The organism is Kitasatospora sp. NPDC059577 (assembly GCF_042735475.1).
Lineage (GTDB): Bacteria > Actinomycetota > Actinomycetes > Streptomycetales > Streptomycetaceae > Kitasatospora.
This window is the reverse complement of record NZ_JBHWBZ010000049.1, coordinates 28449-47320: the sequence shown is the minus strand read 5'-3', so window position 1 is coordinate 47320 and position 18872 is coordinate 28449. Positions and strand designations below refer to the sequence as shown.

16 protein-coding genes and 1 pseudogene are annotated in these 18872 nt (G+C 76.4%); 10 read left to right on the top strand and 7 right to left on the bottom strand.

From position 1 onward, the window contains the following. Nucleotides 1–25: 25 nt before the first annotated feature. Nucleotides 26–1720 (top strand): FAD-dependent monooxygenase, encoded by a 1695-nt coding sequence (locus ACFV0O_RS29840; RefSeq protein ID WP_380346746.1) that lies wholly within the window; start codon nucleotides 26–28, stop codon nucleotides 1718–1720. An 18-nt stretch (nucleotides 1721–1738) separates the two neighbouring features. Here the strand turns inward: ACFV0O_RS29840 and ACFV0O_RS29835 are convergent, their stop codons facing one another. Beyond that, on the bottom strand, nucleotides 1739–2011 hold the full coding sequence (locus ACFV0O_RS29835) for a hypothetical protein (protein WP_380346745.1): 273 nt from the start codon (nucleotides 2009–2011) through the stop codon (nucleotides 1739–1741). A gap of 104 nt (nucleotides 2012–2115) precedes the next feature. On the opposite strand from ACFV0O_RS29835, the gene ACFV0O_RS29830 reads away from it, so the two are divergent. Then, entirely contained in the window at nucleotides 2116–2862 is a 747-nt protein-coding gene (locus tag ACFV0O_RS29830; protein WP_380346744.1) for a hypothetical protein, read from the top strand. A gap of 37 nt (nucleotides 2863–2899) precedes the next feature. Here ACFV0O_RS29830 and ACFV0O_RS29825 read toward each other — a convergent pair whose 3' ends face one another. Next, nucleotides 2900–3292, bottom strand: coding sequence for a ribosomal protein L7/L12 (locus ACFV0O_RS29825; protein WP_380346743.1), 393 nt, complete (start codon nucleotides 3290–3292; stop codon nucleotides 2900–2902). Nucleotides 3293–3717: 425 nt separating this feature from the next. Here ACFV0O_RS29825 and ACFV0O_RS29820 point away from each other — a divergent pair, with 425 nt between their 5' ends. Both ACFV0O_RS29820 and ACFV0O_RS29815 read left to right on the top strand, forming a co-directional pair. Further along, nucleotides 3718–4110 (top strand): dihydrofolate reductase family protein, encoded by a 393-nt coding sequence (locus ACFV0O_RS29820; protein WP_380346742.1) that lies wholly within the window; start codon nucleotides 3718–3720, stop codon nucleotides 4108–4110. 286 nt (nucleotides 4111–4396) lie between these two features. Beyond that, nucleotides 4397–5716 carry a hypothetical protein gene (locus tag ACFV0O_RS29815; RefSeq protein ID WP_380346740.1) on the top strand — a complete coding sequence of 440 codons (1320 nt, stop codon included), beginning with the start codon at nucleotides 4397–4399 and terminating at the stop codon, nucleotides 5714–5716. Between the two features lie 101 nt (nucleotides 5717–5817). Here ACFV0O_RS29815 and ACFV0O_RS29810 read toward each other — a convergent pair whose 3' ends face one another. Continuing rightward, nucleotides 5818–6711, bottom strand: a complete 894-nt coding sequence (locus tag ACFV0O_RS29810; protein WP_380346738.1) for a MerR family transcriptional regulator — start codon at nucleotides 6709–6711, stop codon at nucleotides 5818–5820. Nucleotides 6712–6752: 41 nt separating this feature from the next. On the opposite strand from ACFV0O_RS29810, the gene ACFV0O_RS29805 reads away from it, so the two are divergent. Both ACFV0O_RS29805 and ACFV0O_RS29800 read left to right on the top strand, forming a co-directional pair. Beyond that, the gene (locus tag ACFV0O_RS29805; protein ID WP_380346737.1) at nucleotides 6753–8474 is read left to right on the top strand and encodes an alpha/beta fold hydrolase; all 1722 of its coding nucleotides are present in this window, start codon (nucleotides 6753–6755) and stop codon (nucleotides 8472–8474) included. Nucleotides 8475–8658: 184 nt separating this feature from the next. Then, nucleotides 8659–9345 (top strand): hypothetical protein, encoded by a 687-nt coding sequence (locus ACFV0O_RS29800; protein WP_380346735.1) that lies wholly within the window; start codon nucleotides 8659–8661, stop codon nucleotides 9343–9345. 27 nt (nucleotides 9346–9372) lie between these two features. On the opposite strand, the gene ACFV0O_RS29795 is transcribed toward ACFV0O_RS29800, so the two are convergent. Beyond that, a complete protein-coding gene (locus ACFV0O_RS29795; protein WP_380346733.1) occupies nucleotides 9373–9876 on the bottom strand; it encodes a YfbM family protein in 504 nt (167 codons plus the stop codon). A gap of 154 nt (nucleotides 9877–10030) precedes the next feature. Continuing rightward, nucleotides 10031–10843 (bottom strand): annotated as a pseudogene (locus tag ACFV0O_RS29790) (SDR family NAD(P)-dependent oxidoreductase). Nucleotides 10844–11313: 470 nt separating this feature from the next. Here ACFV0O_RS29790 and ACFV0O_RS29785 point away from each other — a divergent pair. From ACFV0O_RS29785 to ACFV0O_RS29775, 3 genes are all read left to right on the top strand, one after another. Next, nucleotides 11314–12171, top strand: coding sequence for a hypothetical protein (locus ACFV0O_RS29785; RefSeq protein WP_380346732.1), 858 nt, complete (start codon nucleotides 11314–11316; stop codon nucleotides 12169–12171). 318 nt (nucleotides 12172–12489) lie between these two features. Further along, the gene (locus ACFV0O_RS29780) at nucleotides 12490–13500 is read left to right on the top strand and encodes an aldo/keto reductase (RefSeq protein WP_380346731.1); all 1011 of its coding nucleotides are present in this window, start codon (nucleotides 12490–12492) and stop codon (nucleotides 13498–13500) included. Nucleotides 13501–13547: 47 nt separating this feature from the next. Beyond that, entirely contained in the window at nucleotides 13548–13970 is a 423-nt protein-coding gene (locus tag ACFV0O_RS29775) for an SRPBCC family protein (protein ID WP_380346778.1), read from the top strand. 189 nt (nucleotides 13971–14159) lie between these two features. On the opposite strand, the gene ACFV0O_RS29770 is transcribed toward ACFV0O_RS29775, so the two are convergent. After that, nucleotides 14160–14861, bottom strand: coding sequence for a response regulator transcription factor (locus ACFV0O_RS29770; protein WP_360255195.1), 702 nt, complete (start codon nucleotides 14859–14861; stop codon nucleotides 14160–14162). After that, the gene (locus ACFV0O_RS29765; protein WP_380346730.1) at nucleotides 14858–16168 is read right to left on the bottom strand and encodes a sensor histidine kinase; all 1311 of its coding nucleotides are present in this window, start codon (nucleotides 16166–16168) and stop codon (nucleotides 14858–14860) included. Before ACFV0O_RS29765 ends, ACFV0O_RS29770 begins: the two co-directional genes overlap by 4 nt. A 388-nt stretch (nucleotides 16169–16556) precedes the next feature. Here ACFV0O_RS29765 and ACFV0O_RS29760 point away from each other — a divergent pair, with 388 nt between their 5' ends. Further along, on the top strand, nucleotides 16557–18749 hold the full coding sequence (locus tag ACFV0O_RS29760; RefSeq protein WP_380346729.1) for an MMPL family transporter: 2193 nt from the start codon (nucleotides 16557–16559) through the stop codon (nucleotides 18747–18749). Nucleotides 18750–18872 lie beyond the last annotated feature (123 nt).

The following is an 18872-nucleotide window of genomic DNA, read 5'->3' as shown; positions in this document are numbered from 1 at the left end:
GTTCGTTTATGGAACACTGTTCGTTATGGATGTGAACCAGAACGCGGACAGCACCGCGGACACGAACCACGACACCGACGTGACCGTGGTCGGAGCCGGACCGGTGGGCCTCGTGCTCGCCGCGGAACTGGCACTCGCCGGCGCCCGGGTGCAGGTGCTCGAACGGCTGGCCGAGCCCGACACCGGCATGAAGGCCGGGGGGATCAACGTGCCGACCGCCGAGGCGCTCGACCGCCGCGGCCTGCTGCCCGCCGCCGAACGGGTCCAGCGGGACCTGCTCGCGAAGCTCGGCCCCCTCACCCGCCCGGGCGGGGACCACCGGCCCGGCGACGGCCGGGCGCCGCACGAGCCGCGCTTCACCGGGCACTTCGCCGGAATGGTCCTCGACCCCGGCCTCGTCGACTGGGCCGACCCCGACCTCGCCGCGCACACCGCGGTCGACGGGGCGCGGATGGTCCCGCAGCGCGAACTGGAGGAACTGCTGGCCGCCCACGTCGCGCGACTCGGCGTACCGGTGCGCCGCGGGGTGGAGGTCACCGCGTTCGAGGACACCGGCGACGCCGTCCTCCTCGACACCACCGCCGGCCCCGTGCGCACCGGCTGGCTGGTCGGGTGCGACGGCGGACGCAGCACCGTACGCCGCCTCGCCGGCATCGCCTTCCCCGGCACCGACCCCGAACTCACCGGACACCTGGCCGTCGCCGACATCGCCGACCCGCACGAACTCGCCGACGGGTGGACCTGGTCGGCCCGGGGCGCGTACCGCTACGGCCCGCAGCCCGGCCGGGTGGTCACCGTGGAGTTCGACGGCGCCGCCGCCGACCGCTCGGCACCGGTCACCCTCGAACACCTGCAGACCGTGCTGCGCCGCGTCTCGGGCACCGGCGTCACCCTGACCGCCCTGCGCGGCCCCGCCACCCGCTGGAGCGACAACGCCCGCCAGGCCGCGGCCTACCGGTCCAGGTGGGTGCTGCTGGCCGGCGACGCCGCGCACGTGCACTCGCCGTTCGGCGGCCAGGGGCTCAACCTCGGGGTCGGCGACGCGATGAACCTCGGCTGGAAGCTCGGCGCCGTGGTCGCCGGATGGGCACCCGAAGGGCTGCTCGACACCTACGACGCCGAGCGCCGCCCGCTCGGTGCCTGGGTACTGGACTGGACCCGGGCCCAGACCGGGGTGCTGCGCGGGGACGCCAAGTCGGCCGCGCTGCGGGAGGTCCTCGCCGACCTGCTGGCCACCCGGGACGGCGCGACCCACGCGGTCAAGAAGATCTCCGGCGTCACCCAGCGCCTCGACCTGCCCGGCGACCACCCGCTGGTCGGCCGCGCCGTCCCCGACCTGCGGCTGCAGGACGGCACCCGGCTGGCCGACCACGGCCACGACGGCGGCTTCCTGCTCCTCGACCGCACCCCGGACGGCACGCTCGCCCGCCTGGCCGCGCCCTGGACCGGGCGCGTGCGCACCGTGACCGACGGCCGTGCGACGCCGGTCGGGGTGCTGGTCCGACCGGACGGCGTCGTCGCCTGGGCCTGCGACACCGTCGCCGGGGCCGTCGCCGGGTCCGTCGCCGGGGCCGACCCGGGCGCCGAAGGCCTGGGCGCGGCCCTGCACCGCTGGGCCGGCGTGCCCTCGCCCTCGCCCTCGCCCTCTCCCTCGTCCTCGCTCTCGGTCGCACCCGCGCCTGCGCGCGGGTCCGGGCCCGACCGCGAGCCGGCGGGCTGAACCCCGGCCCGCCGGGCCTCAGTCGACGCCCGGCCTGGCGGTGCGCGGCCCGGTGCCGTCGAGCGCGGCGAGCAGGCGGGCGCGGACGTCGGCGGCGGCCTCGCGGGTGACCGGGTCCGCGCTCTCCAGCTGCGGGGCGATCAGCTCCGCGGCCGCGGCCAGGAGCGGGAGGGGGACCTCCGCGGTCCGCAGGTGGAGGAGCTGCGACGCCGCCCGCTGGCCGGGCGTGGCGGGCGCGGGAGCACTGGGGATCAGGGCGGTGATGCCTCGGGGGAGCTGACTGTCGGTCACCCGTCCATTGTCCCGCGCGCAGCCGCTGACGATCACCAGGTGCGGCCGCCCGGCGGGGCAGAAGGCGGTGTTCCCGGGTGGCCGGGGGCGGGAGAATAGCCGCCATGAGTGCGATCATCAGCTTGGATCTGGCCGGCTTCACCCCACGGGAGGACGAGGGCGGCACCGGGGGCGGAGACCGGGTGTGGGACGACGCCCGAGGAGTGGTCCTGTCCGTCCACGACTTCCCGCTCGTCCCTGACCTGGTGGCCCCGCTCGACGCGGACGACCGGCTGCTGCGCGAACTGGCCCGCCACACCGCACGCGGCGGCGCCGCGCTGATCGAGGCGCAGGTGCGCGACCTGGGCGGCGTGCCGGGCCTGTGGCAGCTCGTCAAGGTCTCCCGGGGCACCGGCCGCGGGCAGGTGTTCATCGGGGCGTGGACGGTGCCGCGGGACCGGTGCAGCGTGGTGCTGAAGGTGCAGGCCGCCGAAGGCCCGGTCAGCGGCATGCGCGAGGCGGTGGTCGCCGACCGGGTCGGCTTCGACGCCTTCGTCCGCCCCCACCCCTACGACCCCGGCCTGCGCGGCCCACTGCCCTACCACGTCGCCGACCTCCCGGAATGGGACGCCCACTTCCCGACGCACCCGCTGACCCTGGTCCGCGAAACGCTGGCCCGCGTCGGCGCAAGCGCCGTCCTCGACGACCGCTTCCGCGCCCTGCCGCCGTTCCCCGGCCCGACACCGGACGGTCCGACACCGGACGGCCCGACACCGGACGGTCCGGTACCCCCGGGCCCCGCGGGCGCCGGCCCGGCCCCGGCAGCCGCCCCGGAGGAAGCCGCCCGCCGCCGCTGGTGGCGCGGCCGCTGACCGCCCGCCGGCCCGGGCTCCCCGGGCCGGCACCGCTTCAGCGCCCGGGCCCGGGGGAGTGCCCCGGCAAGGGGCCGAACCGGACGCAGATCTCGCAGCCGCAGCAGGTCAGGGAGTCGGCCGCGCAGTGGGCGGCAGACCGGAACGCGGCCGCGCAGGGACCGGGCCCGACGAGGGAGCCGTCGTCGGGCAGGGTGCGGCGGCACCAGCCGCACCGGACGGCGACCGGCACACCGGCCCGGCGCAGCCGCTCCGCCGCGGAGACGGCCAGGTCGTGCGGGACGTCCGGCGTGACGGCGGCGGGCGCGCTCTCCAGCAGCTGCCGACTGCGCCACAGACTCAGCCCGGTGACCGCGCGGACCGCCCTGAGCGCCTCCGCGCCGCGAGGGCCGGGGCCGGTCAGCAGGACGGTGAAGGCCGGGTCCTCCACGGCCGCTCCCCGGTCGGTTCGGCGTCACGTACCCCGACAGTCACGCTCCTCGGCGAATCGTCGGCCAGACGTTTTCCTGCGGCCCGGCCACGGCCCGCCCGCGCCTCCGCGCGCCGCGCACCGGGGACCGCCGGTGGGACGTGGATCGCCGCTCCGGCGCGATGGGTCCCGGCCGGGCCGCCGGTCCACCCCGGGTCACACCGGGCGATCCGGAGGAACGGACCCGTGCGCATCGTGGTCGACGAGTTCATCAGCCCGGACGGCGACGTGCGGGCGCCCGGCGGCGCCGAGGAGGACACCGACGGCGGCTTCGCCACGGCGGGTGGTCGCACCCGTTCTTCGACCCGGAGACCCCCAGCCCGTTCATCGGCGCCACGACGGGCACCGCCGACGCCCTCCCCTTCGGCCGCCGCACCTGGCGGACGATGGCCGCCGCCCGGCCCGGGCGGGCCGGCGACCCGTTCGCCGACCGGATGGACGCCATCGGGAAGTACGTGGTCTCCGACACCCTCGAAGCAGCCGACCTCACCCGGGCGAACACCACCCTCGTCCCCGGCACCGGGGCCGTCGACCGGGCCCGGCGCCGGCGCGCGACCGGCGGCCGAGACCTGCTGGTCACGGGCAGCCCGACGCCCGTCCGCTCGCTCCTGGCCGAGGACCTGGTGGACGAGCCGCGGCTGATGGTGATGCCCGTCCTGCCCGGCGGCGGCAAGACGCTCTTCCCGGCCGACGGCGTCCGCCGCATGCTCGACCTGGTCTCCACCGAGGTCGGCAGGACCGGCGTCCACGTGACCACCCACCGCCGCACCGACACCTGACGGCGGCCCGCCCGGGGCCGTGCGCGGGAAGTCGGACGGGCCGACTTCCCGTGCAACCACGCCGCCTCGCGCCTGCCGCTCGCGCAGCCCGCGCCGCTGGCGCAGCCGGCACCCGGGCGGGCCCGAACCCGGAGCGGGTGGAATCCGGGCCGGGCCGGCCGGCCGGAACCCGGAACCCGGAGCGGGCGGACAGGCGTTCGGGTGGCAGACCGTCGCCCCGCCCCGGAAGGAATCGTGTGACCACCACGTACGGAGCCCCGTCCGACCCCCCGCAGGGGGTGCTCGGATGAGGCGGGACCCGGTCACCGACGAGACCGTCGCCCGGTGCCGGGAGGCGGCACGCACCGACCCCGCCGAAGGCCTGCCCGCACTGGCCGAGGCGCTGCGCGGCCTGGCGTACAGCCGCCCCCGAAACCGTTGCCCGGACGCCGTCAGCCTCGTGGAGGAGGCCGCCGACATCTACCGCTCCCTCGTCGCGGACGGCGCCGTCGAGCACCTGGGCGGGGCCTCCCACGCCCTGTCCTCCCTCGCCCTGTGGTACTCCCTCGCCCACGCCGACGACCTCGCCCTCGCCGCCCGGCGCGAGGCGGCCGACCTGGCCCGACGTGCCGAGGAGGAACGGCCGGAACCGGGCTTCGGCCGGGCCGACGTCATGCGCGCCGACCTCGCCCACGCCCTCGCCGAGGCGGGACGGTTCGACGAGGCCGTGGACGCCGCCCGCGCGGTGGCCGACCGCGCCCGGGCGGTGGCCGAGCCGGACGGGAGCGACCTGATGTGGCGGCTGCTCGACCTCACGCTGCCGCTGCGCCTCGCGGGCCGCACCGAGGAGGCGGTGGCCGTCGAGCACGAGGCCCTCGCCCCCTGGCGCGACGAGCGCGCGCAGTGCGCCCATGGCGTCCTTGCGGCCCTGCGGACGGCCGGTGCCGCGCTGTGGTTCGACGACCTCGGCCATCCGGGGCAGGCCCACGCCCTGCTCGGGGAGGCCGCGTCGGCCTGCGAGCGCCTGCCGGCCCGGGGCCGGAGCGGCGACTTCGGTTTCCACGAGGGCCTCAGGGCGGTGCTGTTCGCCCGCTCCGGAGTGCGCGACGAACAGGCCGCGGCCGACGCGCCGGACCCGCTCGGCGTCGACCCGCGCCGACGCCTCCAGCCGGTCCTGGGCCTGGACACCCACCACTGGTCGTTCAGCCTGCGCGCGTCCTTCCGCGACGGGCTGGACGCCCTCGTCGGGGCGGTCGAGGCCATCACCGGCACGTCCGAGGACGCCCCCGGCCCCGTGCCCCTGCCGCAGGACCGCGACCTGCTCGCCACCCTCGGCACCCTCACCCGGCGGTGCGACCTGCGCCGGGCGGTCCTGGGCGAACACCCGAACTCCTACGCCGGCACCACGATCCCCCGGCTGCAACGGAGCGTCGACATCGAACGCCGCCTCCACGCGGCGGACCCCGCCGCCGGCACCCGGCGCTTGGCCAGGGCCCTCACCGACCTGGCCATGGCGCAGCTCGTCGACAACGACCACGCCGTCGCGGCCGGCACCCTGCACGAGGCCCACGCGCTGCCGCGTTCTCCGTGCTCCCCGCGTTCTCCGTGGGATCCGTGCTCTCCGTGAGTGCCCCGGACACCGACTGCGCCCCGCCGCAGCGCAGTCCGCCGCAGCGCAGTCCGGCGGAGCGTGAAGCCGGCGGAGCGTGAAGCCGGCGGCGTCGGCCCTCAGACGCTACGGCTCAACGCTTCGCCGAGCCAGGCGTCCACCGCACCGGGGGTGGGGTCCGGGGAGACCTCGCCCGCCAACTCCCAGTAACGGCGCACCACGGGGTGTCCGCCGCGTGCCAGCGCACCGTTCAACTCCCGCCGGAAGGCGGGCGTGTCACGCCGCTCGTGCGAACGGGCGTGCGCCGTGACGAAGCAGTCGAGCGCCTCGCCCCCGGCAGGCGGGTGCCCCGCCACCAGGGCCGGAGCAGCCAGCGCGTACGCCTCGCGCAGGCCGTCGTAGAGCAACTCCGGTCTGGCGACGGCCGGTCGGTGGGCGGCCAGGCACCCGTCGTCCGCCGCGCGGGTCAGCTCGTGCAGCCGGGCGAAGGCCAGCACCTGCCCCGGTGAAGGCTGTTCCGGCAGCGGAGCCACCGCCGCGTCCACCACCGCGGCGGCGATCCGGGCCGGCAGGCGTGTCGGCAGCAACCGGCGCCAGTACCGCGCCGGCGCGTCCGTGGACGGCGGCGAGCCCACCGCGCCGAGCAACCGCAGGCGTTCGGCCCGCTCCCCGGGCGGGCAGTCGTGCAGCAGCCGCAGCGCCGCCTCGCGCCAGCGCATCGCCCGCAGCTCGGCGGACAGGTCCTCCAGCCGCCGCGCGACGACGTCCCGCAGCCGCTCCTCGGCGTCCTCCTCCAGGACTCCGGCGATCTCCGGCAGCGACACGTCCAGCCCGCGCAGCGAACGGATCGTCCGCAGCCGCTCCAACGCCTGCGGCGGGTAACGACGGTGGCCGCCGCCGCTGCGCTCCGCCTCCGGCAGCAGACCCCGGTCCGAGTAGAAACGCACCGCCCGCACGCTCACCCCGGCCCGCTCGGCCAGCTCACCGATGCTCAGCAGCTCGTGCGACAGCAAGACTTGAACCTCCGGCAGGGGGAGTTCCTACCGTACCCGCCATGCGAAGCGACAACGAGATCACCACCGCGTTCGTGCTGGCCTCCGGCCCCTTCACCGCCGCCGCGCTGTGGCAGCAGACCGGCGAACTGCTGCGGCGGGCCGGCGCCGAGGTCCACGCGGTGACGTTCACCGGCCTCGGAGCCGGCTCCGGCCCGGGCCGTGACACGGGCTGGGACACCCGCCGGGACACCGGCCGCGAGTTCGCCCCGGACACCCACGTCGACCTGGACACCCACATCGCCGACGTCCTCCGACTGATCGACGCCGCCACCGCGCCGCGCCTGGTGCTCGTCGGCCACGACTACGCCATCCACCCCGTCCTCGGGGCGGCGCAGCAACGGGCCCACCGGATCAGCCGGATCGTCCACCTGGACACCGCTCCGCCCCAGGACGGCGGCACACCGCTCGCCCTGGTCCCCGACCAGGCCACGCACGAGCTCCTCCGGTCCAGGCCGGACGCACCCGTACCCGCCCCCACCCCCGACCGGTGGGCGGACTGGGGCGACACCACCGGCCTCTCGGCCGCCGACCTGGACCGGCTCTCGGCACTGGCCGCGCCGCAGCCCGCCCGCACCCTGACCCGGCCGCTGCGCCTGACCCCGGCGCTCGCGGGCGTGCCGACCAGCGGCATCCTCTGCACGGCGGGCGGCACGACGATCGCGGGCCTGCAGTACCTGGTGTCCGCGGGCGTGCCGCAGCTCCAGGCCCTGGCCGACCCGCGGGTGGGCTTCCTCGAACTGGCGACGGGCCACTGGCCGATGCTCTCCTGCCCGGACGAGCTGGCCGCGGCCCTGCTGCGCGCGGCGGCGGGCGAGGGGCACCGGCTCACCCGGGCCGCGGCGGCCGAGACACCCGGCGGGAAGCCGTCCTCCGGCGACCTGCCGTCCCCCGGCGGCCGGCCGTCCCCCTCCGACCTGCCGTCCGGCGACCGGCCGGTCCGCGAACGGCCCTTCCACGAGCGGCCGTTCGTCCTGGACACGGTCGAGGCGCCGCGGATCCGCACCGGCCGGGTCGACCTGCACCTGCCGGACGCCGACGAGCCGCGGCCCGCGGTCCTCTTCGTCCACGGCGGCCCGCTGCCCCGGGGCATGCGTCCGGGGCCGCGCGACTGGCCGCTGTACACCGGCTACGCGCGTCTCACCGCGAGCCGGGGCGCGGTCGGCGCGGTGGTGGAACACGGGCTGCACGGCCCGGCCGACCACCCCGCCGCCGCGGCGCACGTCGCGGAGGCGATCGACCTGCTGCGCGCCGACCCGCGCGTCGACGCGGACCGCGTCGCCGTGTGGTTCTTCTCCGGCAGCGGTCCGCTGCTGGCCGAGCTGCTGGGGGCGCCCGCGCCCTGGCTGCGGTGCGTGGCCGCGACGTACCCGGTTCTGGTCCCGCCGCCGCCACCGTCGTCGCAGCCACAGCCGCAGCCGCAGTCGTCGTCGGCACCGTCGTCGTCGCGCGGTACCGGCGTCGACCGGCGGTTCCGGCCCGCGGCGGCGCTGGCGGGGGCCGGGCGGCTGCCGGTCGTGCTGACCCGGGTGGGCCGGGAGGCCCCGGACGTCGCCGGGGCCGTCAACGGGTTCCTCGCGGCCGCGCGGACGCACGGCACGCCGGTGCGGCTGGTCGACGTACCGCACGGGGTCCACGGCTTCGACTGCGACGAGCCGACCGGGGAGTCCCGGGCCGCCGTCGAGGAGGCGGTGCGGGCCGTGCTCGCGCACCTGCGGGACTGAGGCCGGCGTCCCCGGCGCGGTGGCCGGGATTCCACCCTGCCGATCGGCAGGGCAGAACGCCCGGGGGAGCGGGACGTTTATGCCGATCGGCACATGTGCGCGAGGGGGTGCGGCGGCGAGGCTTGGGGCATCAGGACGGCGGCCACCGGGGCCGCCGGAGGGAGGGAAGCCCACCATGTTCCGCATGCGCACCCGCGTCCGTGTCAGCACCCGTGCCGCCAGGGGCGTCGCCGCCGCCGGCCTGGCCTTCGCGGCGCTCACGGGAGCCGCCGGCGCCCCGGCCTCCGCCACAGGTGTTCCGCCCGCCGACGCCCCGTCCGCCGGCGAGGCGTCCGGCCGCCAGGACGGCGTCCCGTCCGCGCGTCCGGCAGGCGTCAGCGGCACGGCCCGGATCTCCTACGCCCTCGCCCCGGACGATGAGATCTGGTTCACCGTCAACGCCCGGGCGGCGCCGTACACCCGCCGCTTCCCGGGCACCGGTGCGGCCGAGGGCCTGCCCACCGACGCGGGGGGCACCGTCCGCTTCTCCCACCAGGTGGCCGCCACCGGGAAGGTCTACAGTGCCGAGGCCCGGGTGGACTGCCTGTCCACGGGCGGCCCGGTCGCCACGCTGACCGCCGTCGTCACCACGTCGGACGTCGGCAACGTCGGCGAGCGAATAGGCCTGAGCGTCTACCAGGGCACCGGCCACGGCGACGGCCGCCTCGGGTTCTCCTGGGGCGTGGCCAACATGGACGTGGGCGCCGACGGCAAGCCCTACCAGCCGGTGGTCGGCACGTGCATGGCCCCGGCCCCGTTCGCCCCGGTCCTGCGGGGCGGCTTCACCGTCCACCACACCGAACTGGAGGCTCCCGGGGCGGCGGGCCGATAGCCGCCGCGCCCCCGTGCGGCGGGGCGCTCAGCCGGCCCAGACGAGGAGCCCGTGCCGGTAGCGCGCGGTGGTGCGGACGAAGGCGGTGAGGTCCGTGTAGTGCGTGCCCAGGTAGGGCAGGGCCGTGTCGTCCGCCCAGAGCCCGGTCGGGTAGACGTCGGAGCGGGCGAGGTCGGCGGCGGTGACGTCGCCGAGCAGGGCTTCGAAGGGGAGTTGCGCGAGCGTGTCGGCGGCGAGCGTCACGTGCTCGGGCGTGAGCACGCGGGGCGGGCCGTAGCCCCAGTCGTCGGCGCCGGGCAGTTCCTCCTCGCCGCGGAGGAGGTCGACCGGGAACGCGTGGCGTTCGAGGAGGAATCGCAGTGCGTCCCAGGCCTTGCCGGTGTCGTGGCCGCGGCGTTCCGACGGGCTCACCGGCCGTTCCGACTCCCGCTCGGCGACCTCGTCGGCGAACACCGACGCCCAGTCCGGTTCCCGGGCCGCACGAGCCAACTCGCTTGGATTCAGGCGGAGATACAGTCCGATGATGCTCACGGGGGCCGATCCTATGAAACGTCACCCCGGGGGCAGCGGCGGCCCCGGGCAGCACCGCTCCGGGCAGCACCGCCCCGGGCAGGAAGCGAGGTGCGCCCCGCCTCCGTCGCGCTCCGCAGTGCCACCGGCCACCGTCCGGCCACGGTCCCGACCCCTACACCCTGACCACGAGGCAGCCGATCGCCCTGCCGAGGAGGCCGGGCGGCAGACGCCGGGCGGTCCACATCGCCCGGGTGCCGCGCCCGGGGAAGGCCCACAGGCGTCCGCGCGCCAGGGCGCGGTCCATCGATTCCAGAACCACGTCGACGCCCGACCCGCTCACCCGGCCCACAAGTTCGGGGGAGTCGGCGCGCATCCGGTCCAGCATCGGGGTCTCCACCGCGGGAGGGCAGACGCACACGACGCGGATCCCGTCCCCGCGGTGCTCGACCGCGACGGTCTCGGCGAGGACGTGGACCGCGGCCTTGGCCGCGTCGTACGCCCCGCCCATCGGCACGGGCACCCAGCCGGCGATCGATCCGAACAGCACCACCTGGCCGCCGCCCCGCCCCGCCCCGCCCCGCGCCGCCCCGCCCCGCCCCGCCCCGCGCCGTCATGACCGGTACCACCGCCCGGACCACGTGCAGCGTGCCGCCGCACACGAGGCCCATCATGCGCAGGGTGTCCGCCGGATCCTGGTCGAGCAGCCGCCCCATGGCCCCGACGCCGCGCAGTGCACCAGTCGGCGGGGCGGCCCCAGCTCGCGGCCCACGTCGCGGACCACGGCGTCGACGGCCGCCTGGTCGGCGATGTCGCAGACGAACGGACGCACCCCGGCGGCCTCCCCGGCCAAGGCGTCGAGGCGGGCCGCGTCGACGTCGACCGCCGCCACCGCCCACCCGGCCCGGACCAGCCGCAGCGCGGGCGCCCGTCCGATCCCACTGGCGGCACCGGTGACGACGGCCACCGCGCCGGGTGAAGACGACATCCGCACGCTCCTCGGACTGTTCGACCCGTTCGACCTGTTCGACGGCCGGGCGCACCCCGGGGTCCGTGCCCCGGCACCGGAGACCGCACCTTCCCGCCCCGCCGGGGCCCTCCCCAGACGGCACGCCGCCGACGCCGACGCCCGGAGGCCCGGGCGCCCCGGCCCGGGCACGGCGGGGGCCGCCGTGCGACGGTGAAGGGAGGACCGCGGCTCCGGGCACGCGCGGCGCCACCGAGCGGGACCACCGCGTGACGGGTCCCGGCAGGCCACGGGTCCGCGCGGCCGCCGGAGGAAACATCATGCGTGCGAGCGACAGGACACCGGGAGACCCGGGGGACGAGCACGGACACGCACCCGGGCACGCACCCGGAGACGCGTCCGGGCCCGAGCACGCTGACGGGCGCGGGCGCGGGCCCGAACCCCCGGCGCCGTCACCGGGCCCTGTGACGGCGCCGGGGACGCCCGGGAGGATGCGCGCCCGGCAGGCCCGGCAGGCCCGGCGGCGGGCCCGGCGGGCGGCCGAGTGGGGCAGGGCGAAGTACCTCGGATCCTGGGCCGAGAACCTGTGGGGGCGGCTGGACGCGGTGGACTTCCTCAGCCAGGCGATGGTGCTGGCCGCCACGCTGCTGCTGTGCGCCGTCCCGTTCCTGCTCGTGGTGTCCGCTCTGGCCGGGCGGTCGGCGGTGACCGGGCTGACGGCGCGGCTGGGTCTGAGCCCGCAGGCCTCCGCCGACGTCGGCCGCCTGTTCGCCTCCTCCTCGACCACCTCCTCGGCGGTCACCGGCCTGTCGTGGGTCTTCTTCGTCATGGGCGGCCTCGCCGCCGCCGTCTCGATCCAGCAGCTGTACCAGCGGGTGTTCCAGCTGCCCAAGCAGGCCTGGGACAGGCTGCGCGCGCTGGTCTGGCTCGCCGTGGTGGTGGGCTGGCTGGCCCTGGCCGCGCTGGTGGGCCACACGTTCCACGCGAGCCAGCCGGTGCTGTGGTGGATCATCAGCGTCGCCGCCTGCGTCGCCTTCTGGTGGTTCACGATGTGGTTCCTGCTGGGCGGGCGGGTCGCCTGGCGCCGGTTGTTGCCGTGCGCGGTCGCGACCGGCGGTTTCTGGACCGGCATGCTGGTCGTCTTCCACTTCACCTTCTCGGGCATGGTCATCGGCAACGAGCAGGAGTACGGCCCGATCGGGGTGGTGTTCACCCTCATGTCGTTCTTCATCGCGATCGGCGTGGTGATCATCCTGGGCGCGTCCATCGGCATGATGTGGCACGACCGGGGCATGTCCTTCAGGGCGGCGGTCCGCAGAACACGACGGGTGCGGCAGCCCCCGTCGTGACGCCGGCACCGAGGCCATGCCGTCCCCGCCGCCGCGCCGGTGCCGCCTTCCTGCGCCGGTGCCGTCCTCCCGCGCCGGTGCCGCCTTCGCCACGGCCCTCCCCTCCCCTTCCGGCCGTGGTCCCGCACGGACGGGCCCCCACCGCTGCTCCCCACCGCTGCTCCGCACCGCCCACCCACCCCCAACACCAGCCCTGCGCGCGCATAGTCGGCTCTTGCATTAGAAAGCGTGCGCAAGTATCGTCGCATGCAAGCAAGGCTGCACGAAGGCGCGGGGAGACGCCGAGCGGCTCACCCACTGCGCGAAAGGGAGCTCCTGATGAGCCTCACCCACCTGCTTCCCGGCCGGCTCGGCTTCGGTACCGCCCCGCTCGGCAACATGTTCCGCGCGATCCCCGACGCCGAGGCCCTGGCCACCGTCGAGGCCGCCTGGGAGCACGGGATCCGCTACTACGACACAGCCCCCTTCTACGGGGCCGGCCTCGCCGAGGAGCGCCTGGGCGAGGTGCTCTCGGCCAAGCCCCGCGACTCCTACGTCCTGTCCACCAAGGTCGGCCGGGTCATCCTCGACCAGCACGAGACCGCCGCCCGCGACCTCGGCGAGAAGGGCGGGCTGTTCGAGCACGGCAACCCGAACACGATGGTCCACGAGTGGACCGCCGAGGCCACCGAGCGCTCCATCGAGGACAGCCTCAAGCGCCTGGGCACCGACCGCCTCGACATCGTCTGGGTCCACGACATCGCCCAGGACTTCCACGGTGACCAGTGGCTGCAGAAGTTCGAGGAGGCCCGTACCGGCGCCTTCCGGGTGCTGTCCCGGCTGCGCGACGAGGGCGTCATCAAGGCCTGGGGCCTGGGCGTCAACAGGACCGAGCCGATCGAGCTGACCCTCGCCCTGGACGAGCCGCGCCCCGACGGCTTCCTGCTCGCCGGCCGCTACACCCTCCTCGACCACGAGCACGCCCTGCAGCGACTGCTGCCGGCGGCCCAGGCGCAGGGCGTCGACATGGTCGTCGGCGGCCCGTACAGCTCCGGAGTCCTCGCCGGCGGCACTCACTTCGAGTACCAGCAGGCCCCGGCGCACATCGTCGAGCGGGTCGGCGAGCTCAAGGCCCTGGCCGCGGCGCACGGCGTCTCCATCAAGGCCGCCGCCCTGCAGTTCGCCCTCGCCCACCCGGCGTCCGCCGCCGTCATCCCCGGCGCCACCCGGCCCGGCCGGATCGCCGAGGACACCGCCGCGCTGAACGAGACCGTCCCGGCCGCGTTCTGGCAGGACCTGCGCGCCGCCGGCCTGGTCAGCCCGGCCGCCCCGCTCCCCGCCGGCGCCTGAGCGCGCCGACCCGCCACCCTCGCCCGCAGAAGGACCCAGGAGATTCGATCACGGCCTCCACCTCCGTCAGCCGCGTCGTCCCCGCCACCCCCGAGAAGGTCTGGAGCCTCATCGGCGGCTTCGACGCCCTGCCCGACTGGCTCCCCTACATCTCCGAGAGCACCGCGTCCGAGGGCGGCCGGGTGCGCAGCCTGAAGAACCCCGAGGGCGAGGTGATCGTCGAGCGGCTCGTCGACTTCAGCGAGACCGGGCGCCACTACGGCTACGCCATCCTCCGGGCCCCGTTCCCGGTCACCGGTTACGTCTCCACCCTGCGGGTGCACGCCGTCCCCGGCCGCGGCGACGTCGCCGAGGGCCAGTGGTCCGGCCGCTTCAGCCCCGACGGCGCCACCGAGCAGGAGGTCGTCGACCTGTTCACCGGCATCTACGCCGACGGCCTCGACGCCCTGCACGGGACGCTGTCCGCCTGACACCGCGGACGGGCGGCCGCACCCGCCCGACGGCGCCGGGCCGGGGACACCTCCCCGGCGCCGTCGGGTCCGCGTCCGCGTGACCAGCGCGTCCGCGTGACTGCGGGGCCGTGTCCGCGTGACTGCGTGTCCGGGCCTGCGTGCTCGTGACCGCAGGCCCGTGATCGCGGCCGCGCCCGAAGACCCCCGCTACCCGCCGCCCCCCGTACGGGCGGTGACCAGGCCGGACTCGTAGGCCGCGATGACCGCCTGGGCGCGGTCCCGGACGTCGAGCTTGCCGAAGATGCTGGTGATGTAGTTCTTCACCGTCGAGAGGCTGATGTCCAGGGCCCGGGCGACCTCGGTGTTGTCGAGGCCGGTGGCCATCAGGCGCCACACCTCCACCTCCCGGGGCGTCAGCCCGCCCGTGTCGGCGACGGGCGGCGGCGCGCCGACGGGGGCCCGGACGTACGTGGAGATCAGCCGGGTGAGCAGGCGCGGGGCGACCGCCGCCTCGCCGCCGTGGACGGTGCGGATCGCCGCGGCCAGGTCCTCCGGCGAGACGTCCTTGGGCAGGAACCCGTGGGCGCCGGCGCGCAGCGCGGCCACCACGTACTCGTCCATGTCGAAGGTGCTGAGGGCGAGGACCCGGCAGGAGGGCAGCGCGCCGGCCAGCTCCCGGGTCGCGCCGACCCCGTCCAGCACGGGCATCCGGATGTCCATCACCACGACGTCGGGGCGCAGCCGCAGGGCGGCGGCGACGGCCTGCTCCCCGTTCTCGGCCTCGCCCACCACCTCGAAGGACGGGTCGGGGGACAGGATCAGCGACAGGCCGCGCCGCACCAGCGGCTGGTCGTCCGCGATGAGGACCCTGATGCCCGGTGCCGCGTCGCCCGGTGCCGCCGCGCTCACCGGGCCGCCGCCGTCCCGTGCTGGACGGCAGCGTCGGCCGTCTCGTCCGGGGCCAGCGGCAGGTCGGCCACCACGGCGAAGCCGCCCGCCGGCCGCGGGCCCGCCCGCAGGGCGCCGCCGTGCAGGGCGACACGCTCGCGCATGCCGATCAGGCCGTACCCGACCCGGCCCCCGGACGGCGACGGGTCCGGCGCGGGCACGCCCGTACGGCCCCGCGGCCCGTGCTCCTCGCCGGGCCCGCCGTCCGGGCCGAGCCCGCCGTCGTCGAGCACCTCGACGGTGACCCGGTCCGGGCCGTACGTCAGACGCACGCGGGCCCGGGCGGGCCCCGCGTACTTGCGGGCGTTGGTGAGGCCCTCCTGGACGATCCGGAACACCGTCAGGCCGACGGTCGGCGGCAACGGGCGCCGGGTCCCGTGGACGCTGAGGTCGGTCGGCAGGCCCGCCACGCGGGACTCGTCCACCAGCCGGCCGAGGTCCTCCACCCCGGGCTGGGGCGACGGCGGGGCGGTGTCCGGCTCGTCGCCGGCCCGCAGGACGTCCAGGAGCTGACGCATCTCGCGCAGCGCCAGCCGCCCGGAGGACTCCAGGGTGACCAGGGCGTCCCGGACCACCTCCGGGCGGGCGAGGTTGGCCCGGGCACCGCCGGCCATCAGCTGCATGGTGGTGATGTGGTGCGCCACGATGTCGTGCAGCTCCCGTGCGATGCGGCGGCGTTCGTCGGCCACCGCGCGGTCGGCCAGCAGCTTGCGGTTGGCCGCGACTTCCCGCTGCCAGCGCGCCACGGCGAGCCCGGCACCGGCCACGAGCAGGGCGGAGACGGGGGCGCTGACGGCCGCCTGCCAGGCGGGCACCCGCAGGTGGCTCTGGCTCAGCACGGTCAGCACCGACGTCACCACCGAGGCCGCCGCCGTCTCCAGGGTGGTGCGGGCCCTGGCCACCGAGTACAGGGCGACCACCAGCGCGGCGCCGAAGTGGGGGCTCGCCGGTGCGGACAGGTCGGCCGCCGACTGGAGCGCCAGGACCCCGGCCAGCGTCGCGACCGGGCGGCTGCGCCGGGCGAGCAGCGGCAGGGCCGACAGCGTGACCAGGAGGAAACCCGTCAGGCTCGCCCCGTGGTCACCGGCCTCCCCGGTGAACACCAGATAGCCGAGCAGGTCGATGGTGCAGGCGCCGACGGCCAGCAGCGCGTCGGCGCGCGTCCACGGCGCACCGTCGGCGTCCGCCGGGTCCACCGGATCCGCCCCGAGTGCCGCCGGGTCCGCCCCGAGTGCCGCCTCCGCCACGGGATGCTGACGCCCGCCCATGTCCGTTCCCCTCCGTGCCCGGCCCGCGCCGCGCCCTACCGTTGAGCCCCGTTGAGCCCCGACCGGGACCCGACGAGTCCCGATCATGCCTCCGACCGACCGTCATCGTCCCTGATCAGGCCCGATGACCCCATTCTGGCATCGGCCCACCCCGCCCCGGCATGCTCCCCGCGGCCGATCACGCCGGCGCGGACCAGGACCACGGTCCCGGGTCCGGGCCCGGCCGAGGACCCGGGGCCCCGGTGCGGATCGTCCCGCGCGAGGACGTCCGGGGCCCACCCCGGGTGATGGTCTGGAACCCGCCCGGGAACCCCCCGGGGCCGCCCCGGGAACCCCGGGAGCCGAGACCGACCCTGTGGACGCTCGCGTCCACCGCCGGAGGATTTTCGTGATCCGCGCACTGACCGGATACTCCACCAGAAACCCGTGGAAGGTGATCGCCCTCTGGGTGGTGCTGGGGATTTCCCTGACCCTGTTGAGCCCGATGCTGCTCTCCCGCGTCACCCAGTCCCAGACCGGGGACTTCCTGCCCAGGAGCTACGACTCGGCCGCCGCGCTGCGGATCGCCGAGGAGAACTTCGGGATGAGGCCCGACGCCACCACGGTCACGGTGCTGGTCGCCAGGACCGACGGCAAGGCGCTCACCGCCGCCGACCAGCAGCGGGTCGAGGCCGAGGCGGCGAAGCTCGCCCAGCGCCGGGTGGTCATGCCCCGGAAGGACGACGAACCGGCCTTCCTCGTCCCCGACCGGTCCCAGACCCCCCGGGTCGCCCCGGCCATGGTGGCGCCCGACCGCGGCTTCGAACTGCTCTCCGTCGAACTGACCGGGAACGCCTCCGACGCGGGCGTCCAGGGCGTCTACCGGACCTTCCGGGACGCCGCCCGGGCGCAGTTCGCCGACGCCGGGATGCGCACCGGGTTCACCGGGGGACTGGCCGACTCCGTGGACACCGCCGACTCCCACCGCACCGCCGCGACGGTCGGCAGCGCACTCGTCGTCGGGCTGATCGTCCTGCTCAACGTGCTGGTGTTCCGCAGCGTGGCGGCGGCCCTGCTGCCGCTGCTCGCCGTCGCCTTCATCGGCGGCGTGGCCGGGGGTGCCGTGGCCGGCGCCGCGATGCTGACCGGCCTCAAGCTCGACGCCGGCACCCCCGGGCTGGTCTCCGTGGTCCTGCTCGGCATCGGCGTCGACTACCTGCTGTTCCTGCTCTTCCGCTTCCGCGAACACCTGCGGGCCCGGCCCGAGCAGCCCGCCCGCGAGGCGGCCGCCCAGGTCTGTGCCCGGGTGGGCACCGCGATCACCTCGGCCGCGCTGACCATCGTCGCCGCCTTCGCCACCCTCGGCGTGGCCAGCTTCGGCCAGTTCCGCTCGCTCGGCCCGGCCATCGCCGTCGCCGTCCTGGTCATGCTGCTGGGCAGCCTCACCCTGATGCCCGCCCTGCTCGCCGCCTGCGGCCGCGGCATGTTCTGGCCCTCCCGCAGCCTGCGCCGTCAGCCGCGCGAGGGCTTCGCCGCCCGCTTCGGCACACTCGTCGCCCGCCGGCCGCTGCCGATGCTGTTCGCCGCCCTCGCCCTGCTCGGCGCCCTGACCGCCGGGACGGCCGGGATCCGGATGGACTACGGCCTGGGCGGCGCCGGGGAGAAGACCCCGGCCGCCGTCACCGCCGCCGAGATCTCCCGCACCCTGCCGGCCGGCGTCTCCGACCCCACGAGCGTCTACGTCGTCACCACGGACGGCAGCACCCTCGACCCCGGTCGGCTCGACGGCCTCTCCCGCGCCCTCACCCAGGTCGACGGCGTCGGCAAGACGGGCGCCACCGTTCTCAACGGCGACCACCGCGCCGCCCGGATCGACCTCTACCTGACCGCCGACCCGCAGAGCCAGCGCGCCCGCGACCTGGCCTCCGGCCCGGTCCGCGCCACCGTCGCCGCCCACACACCCGCCGGAACCACCGCCCACGTCGGCGGCACGGCCGCGATCTTCGCCGACATCTCCACCGCCGTCGACCACGACCTGGCGATCGTCTTCCCGGTCGCGGCCGCCCTGATCGGCCTCATCCTGCTGCTGCTCCTGCGCAGCCTGCTCGCCCCGGTGGTCCTGATGCTCTCGGTCGGGCTCGGCTTCGCCGCCACCCTCGGCGCCGCCACCTTGCTGTTCCAGCACGGACTGGGCGAACCGGGTGTCAGCTTCACCCTCCCGCTGGTGCTGTTCCTGTTCGTCGTGGCCCTGGGCACCGACTACAACATCCTCATCACCGACCGGATCCGCGAGGAGATGCGCACCCCCGGCCCGGCCCGCGCCGCCGTCGCCCGCGCTGTTCGGCACACCGCGCCCGCCGTCGCCACGGCCGGCCTGGTCCTGGCCGGCTCCTTCGCCACCCTGGCCACCACCCCGGGCAGCGAACAGGTCGCCTTCGCGATGACGCTCGGCATCCTGCTCTCCGCCGTCGTCCTGTCCCTGGTCCTGGTGCCCGCCGTCGCCGCCCTGCTCGGCCGCGCCCTGTGGTGGCCCCTGCGCCCGGCCCGCCACCGCGACCGGGCCGAGCAGGCCCAGGAGCCGGCCCGCGTCCCGGTGCCCTGACCGGCACCGCTCCGACGGGGGGGGGGGGGGGGGGCCGCCCCCCCCCCCCCCCCCCCCAAACCCACCCACCCCCCCCCCCCCCCCCCCCCCCCGACGAACCACACACAGCGTCGCCCCCACGAC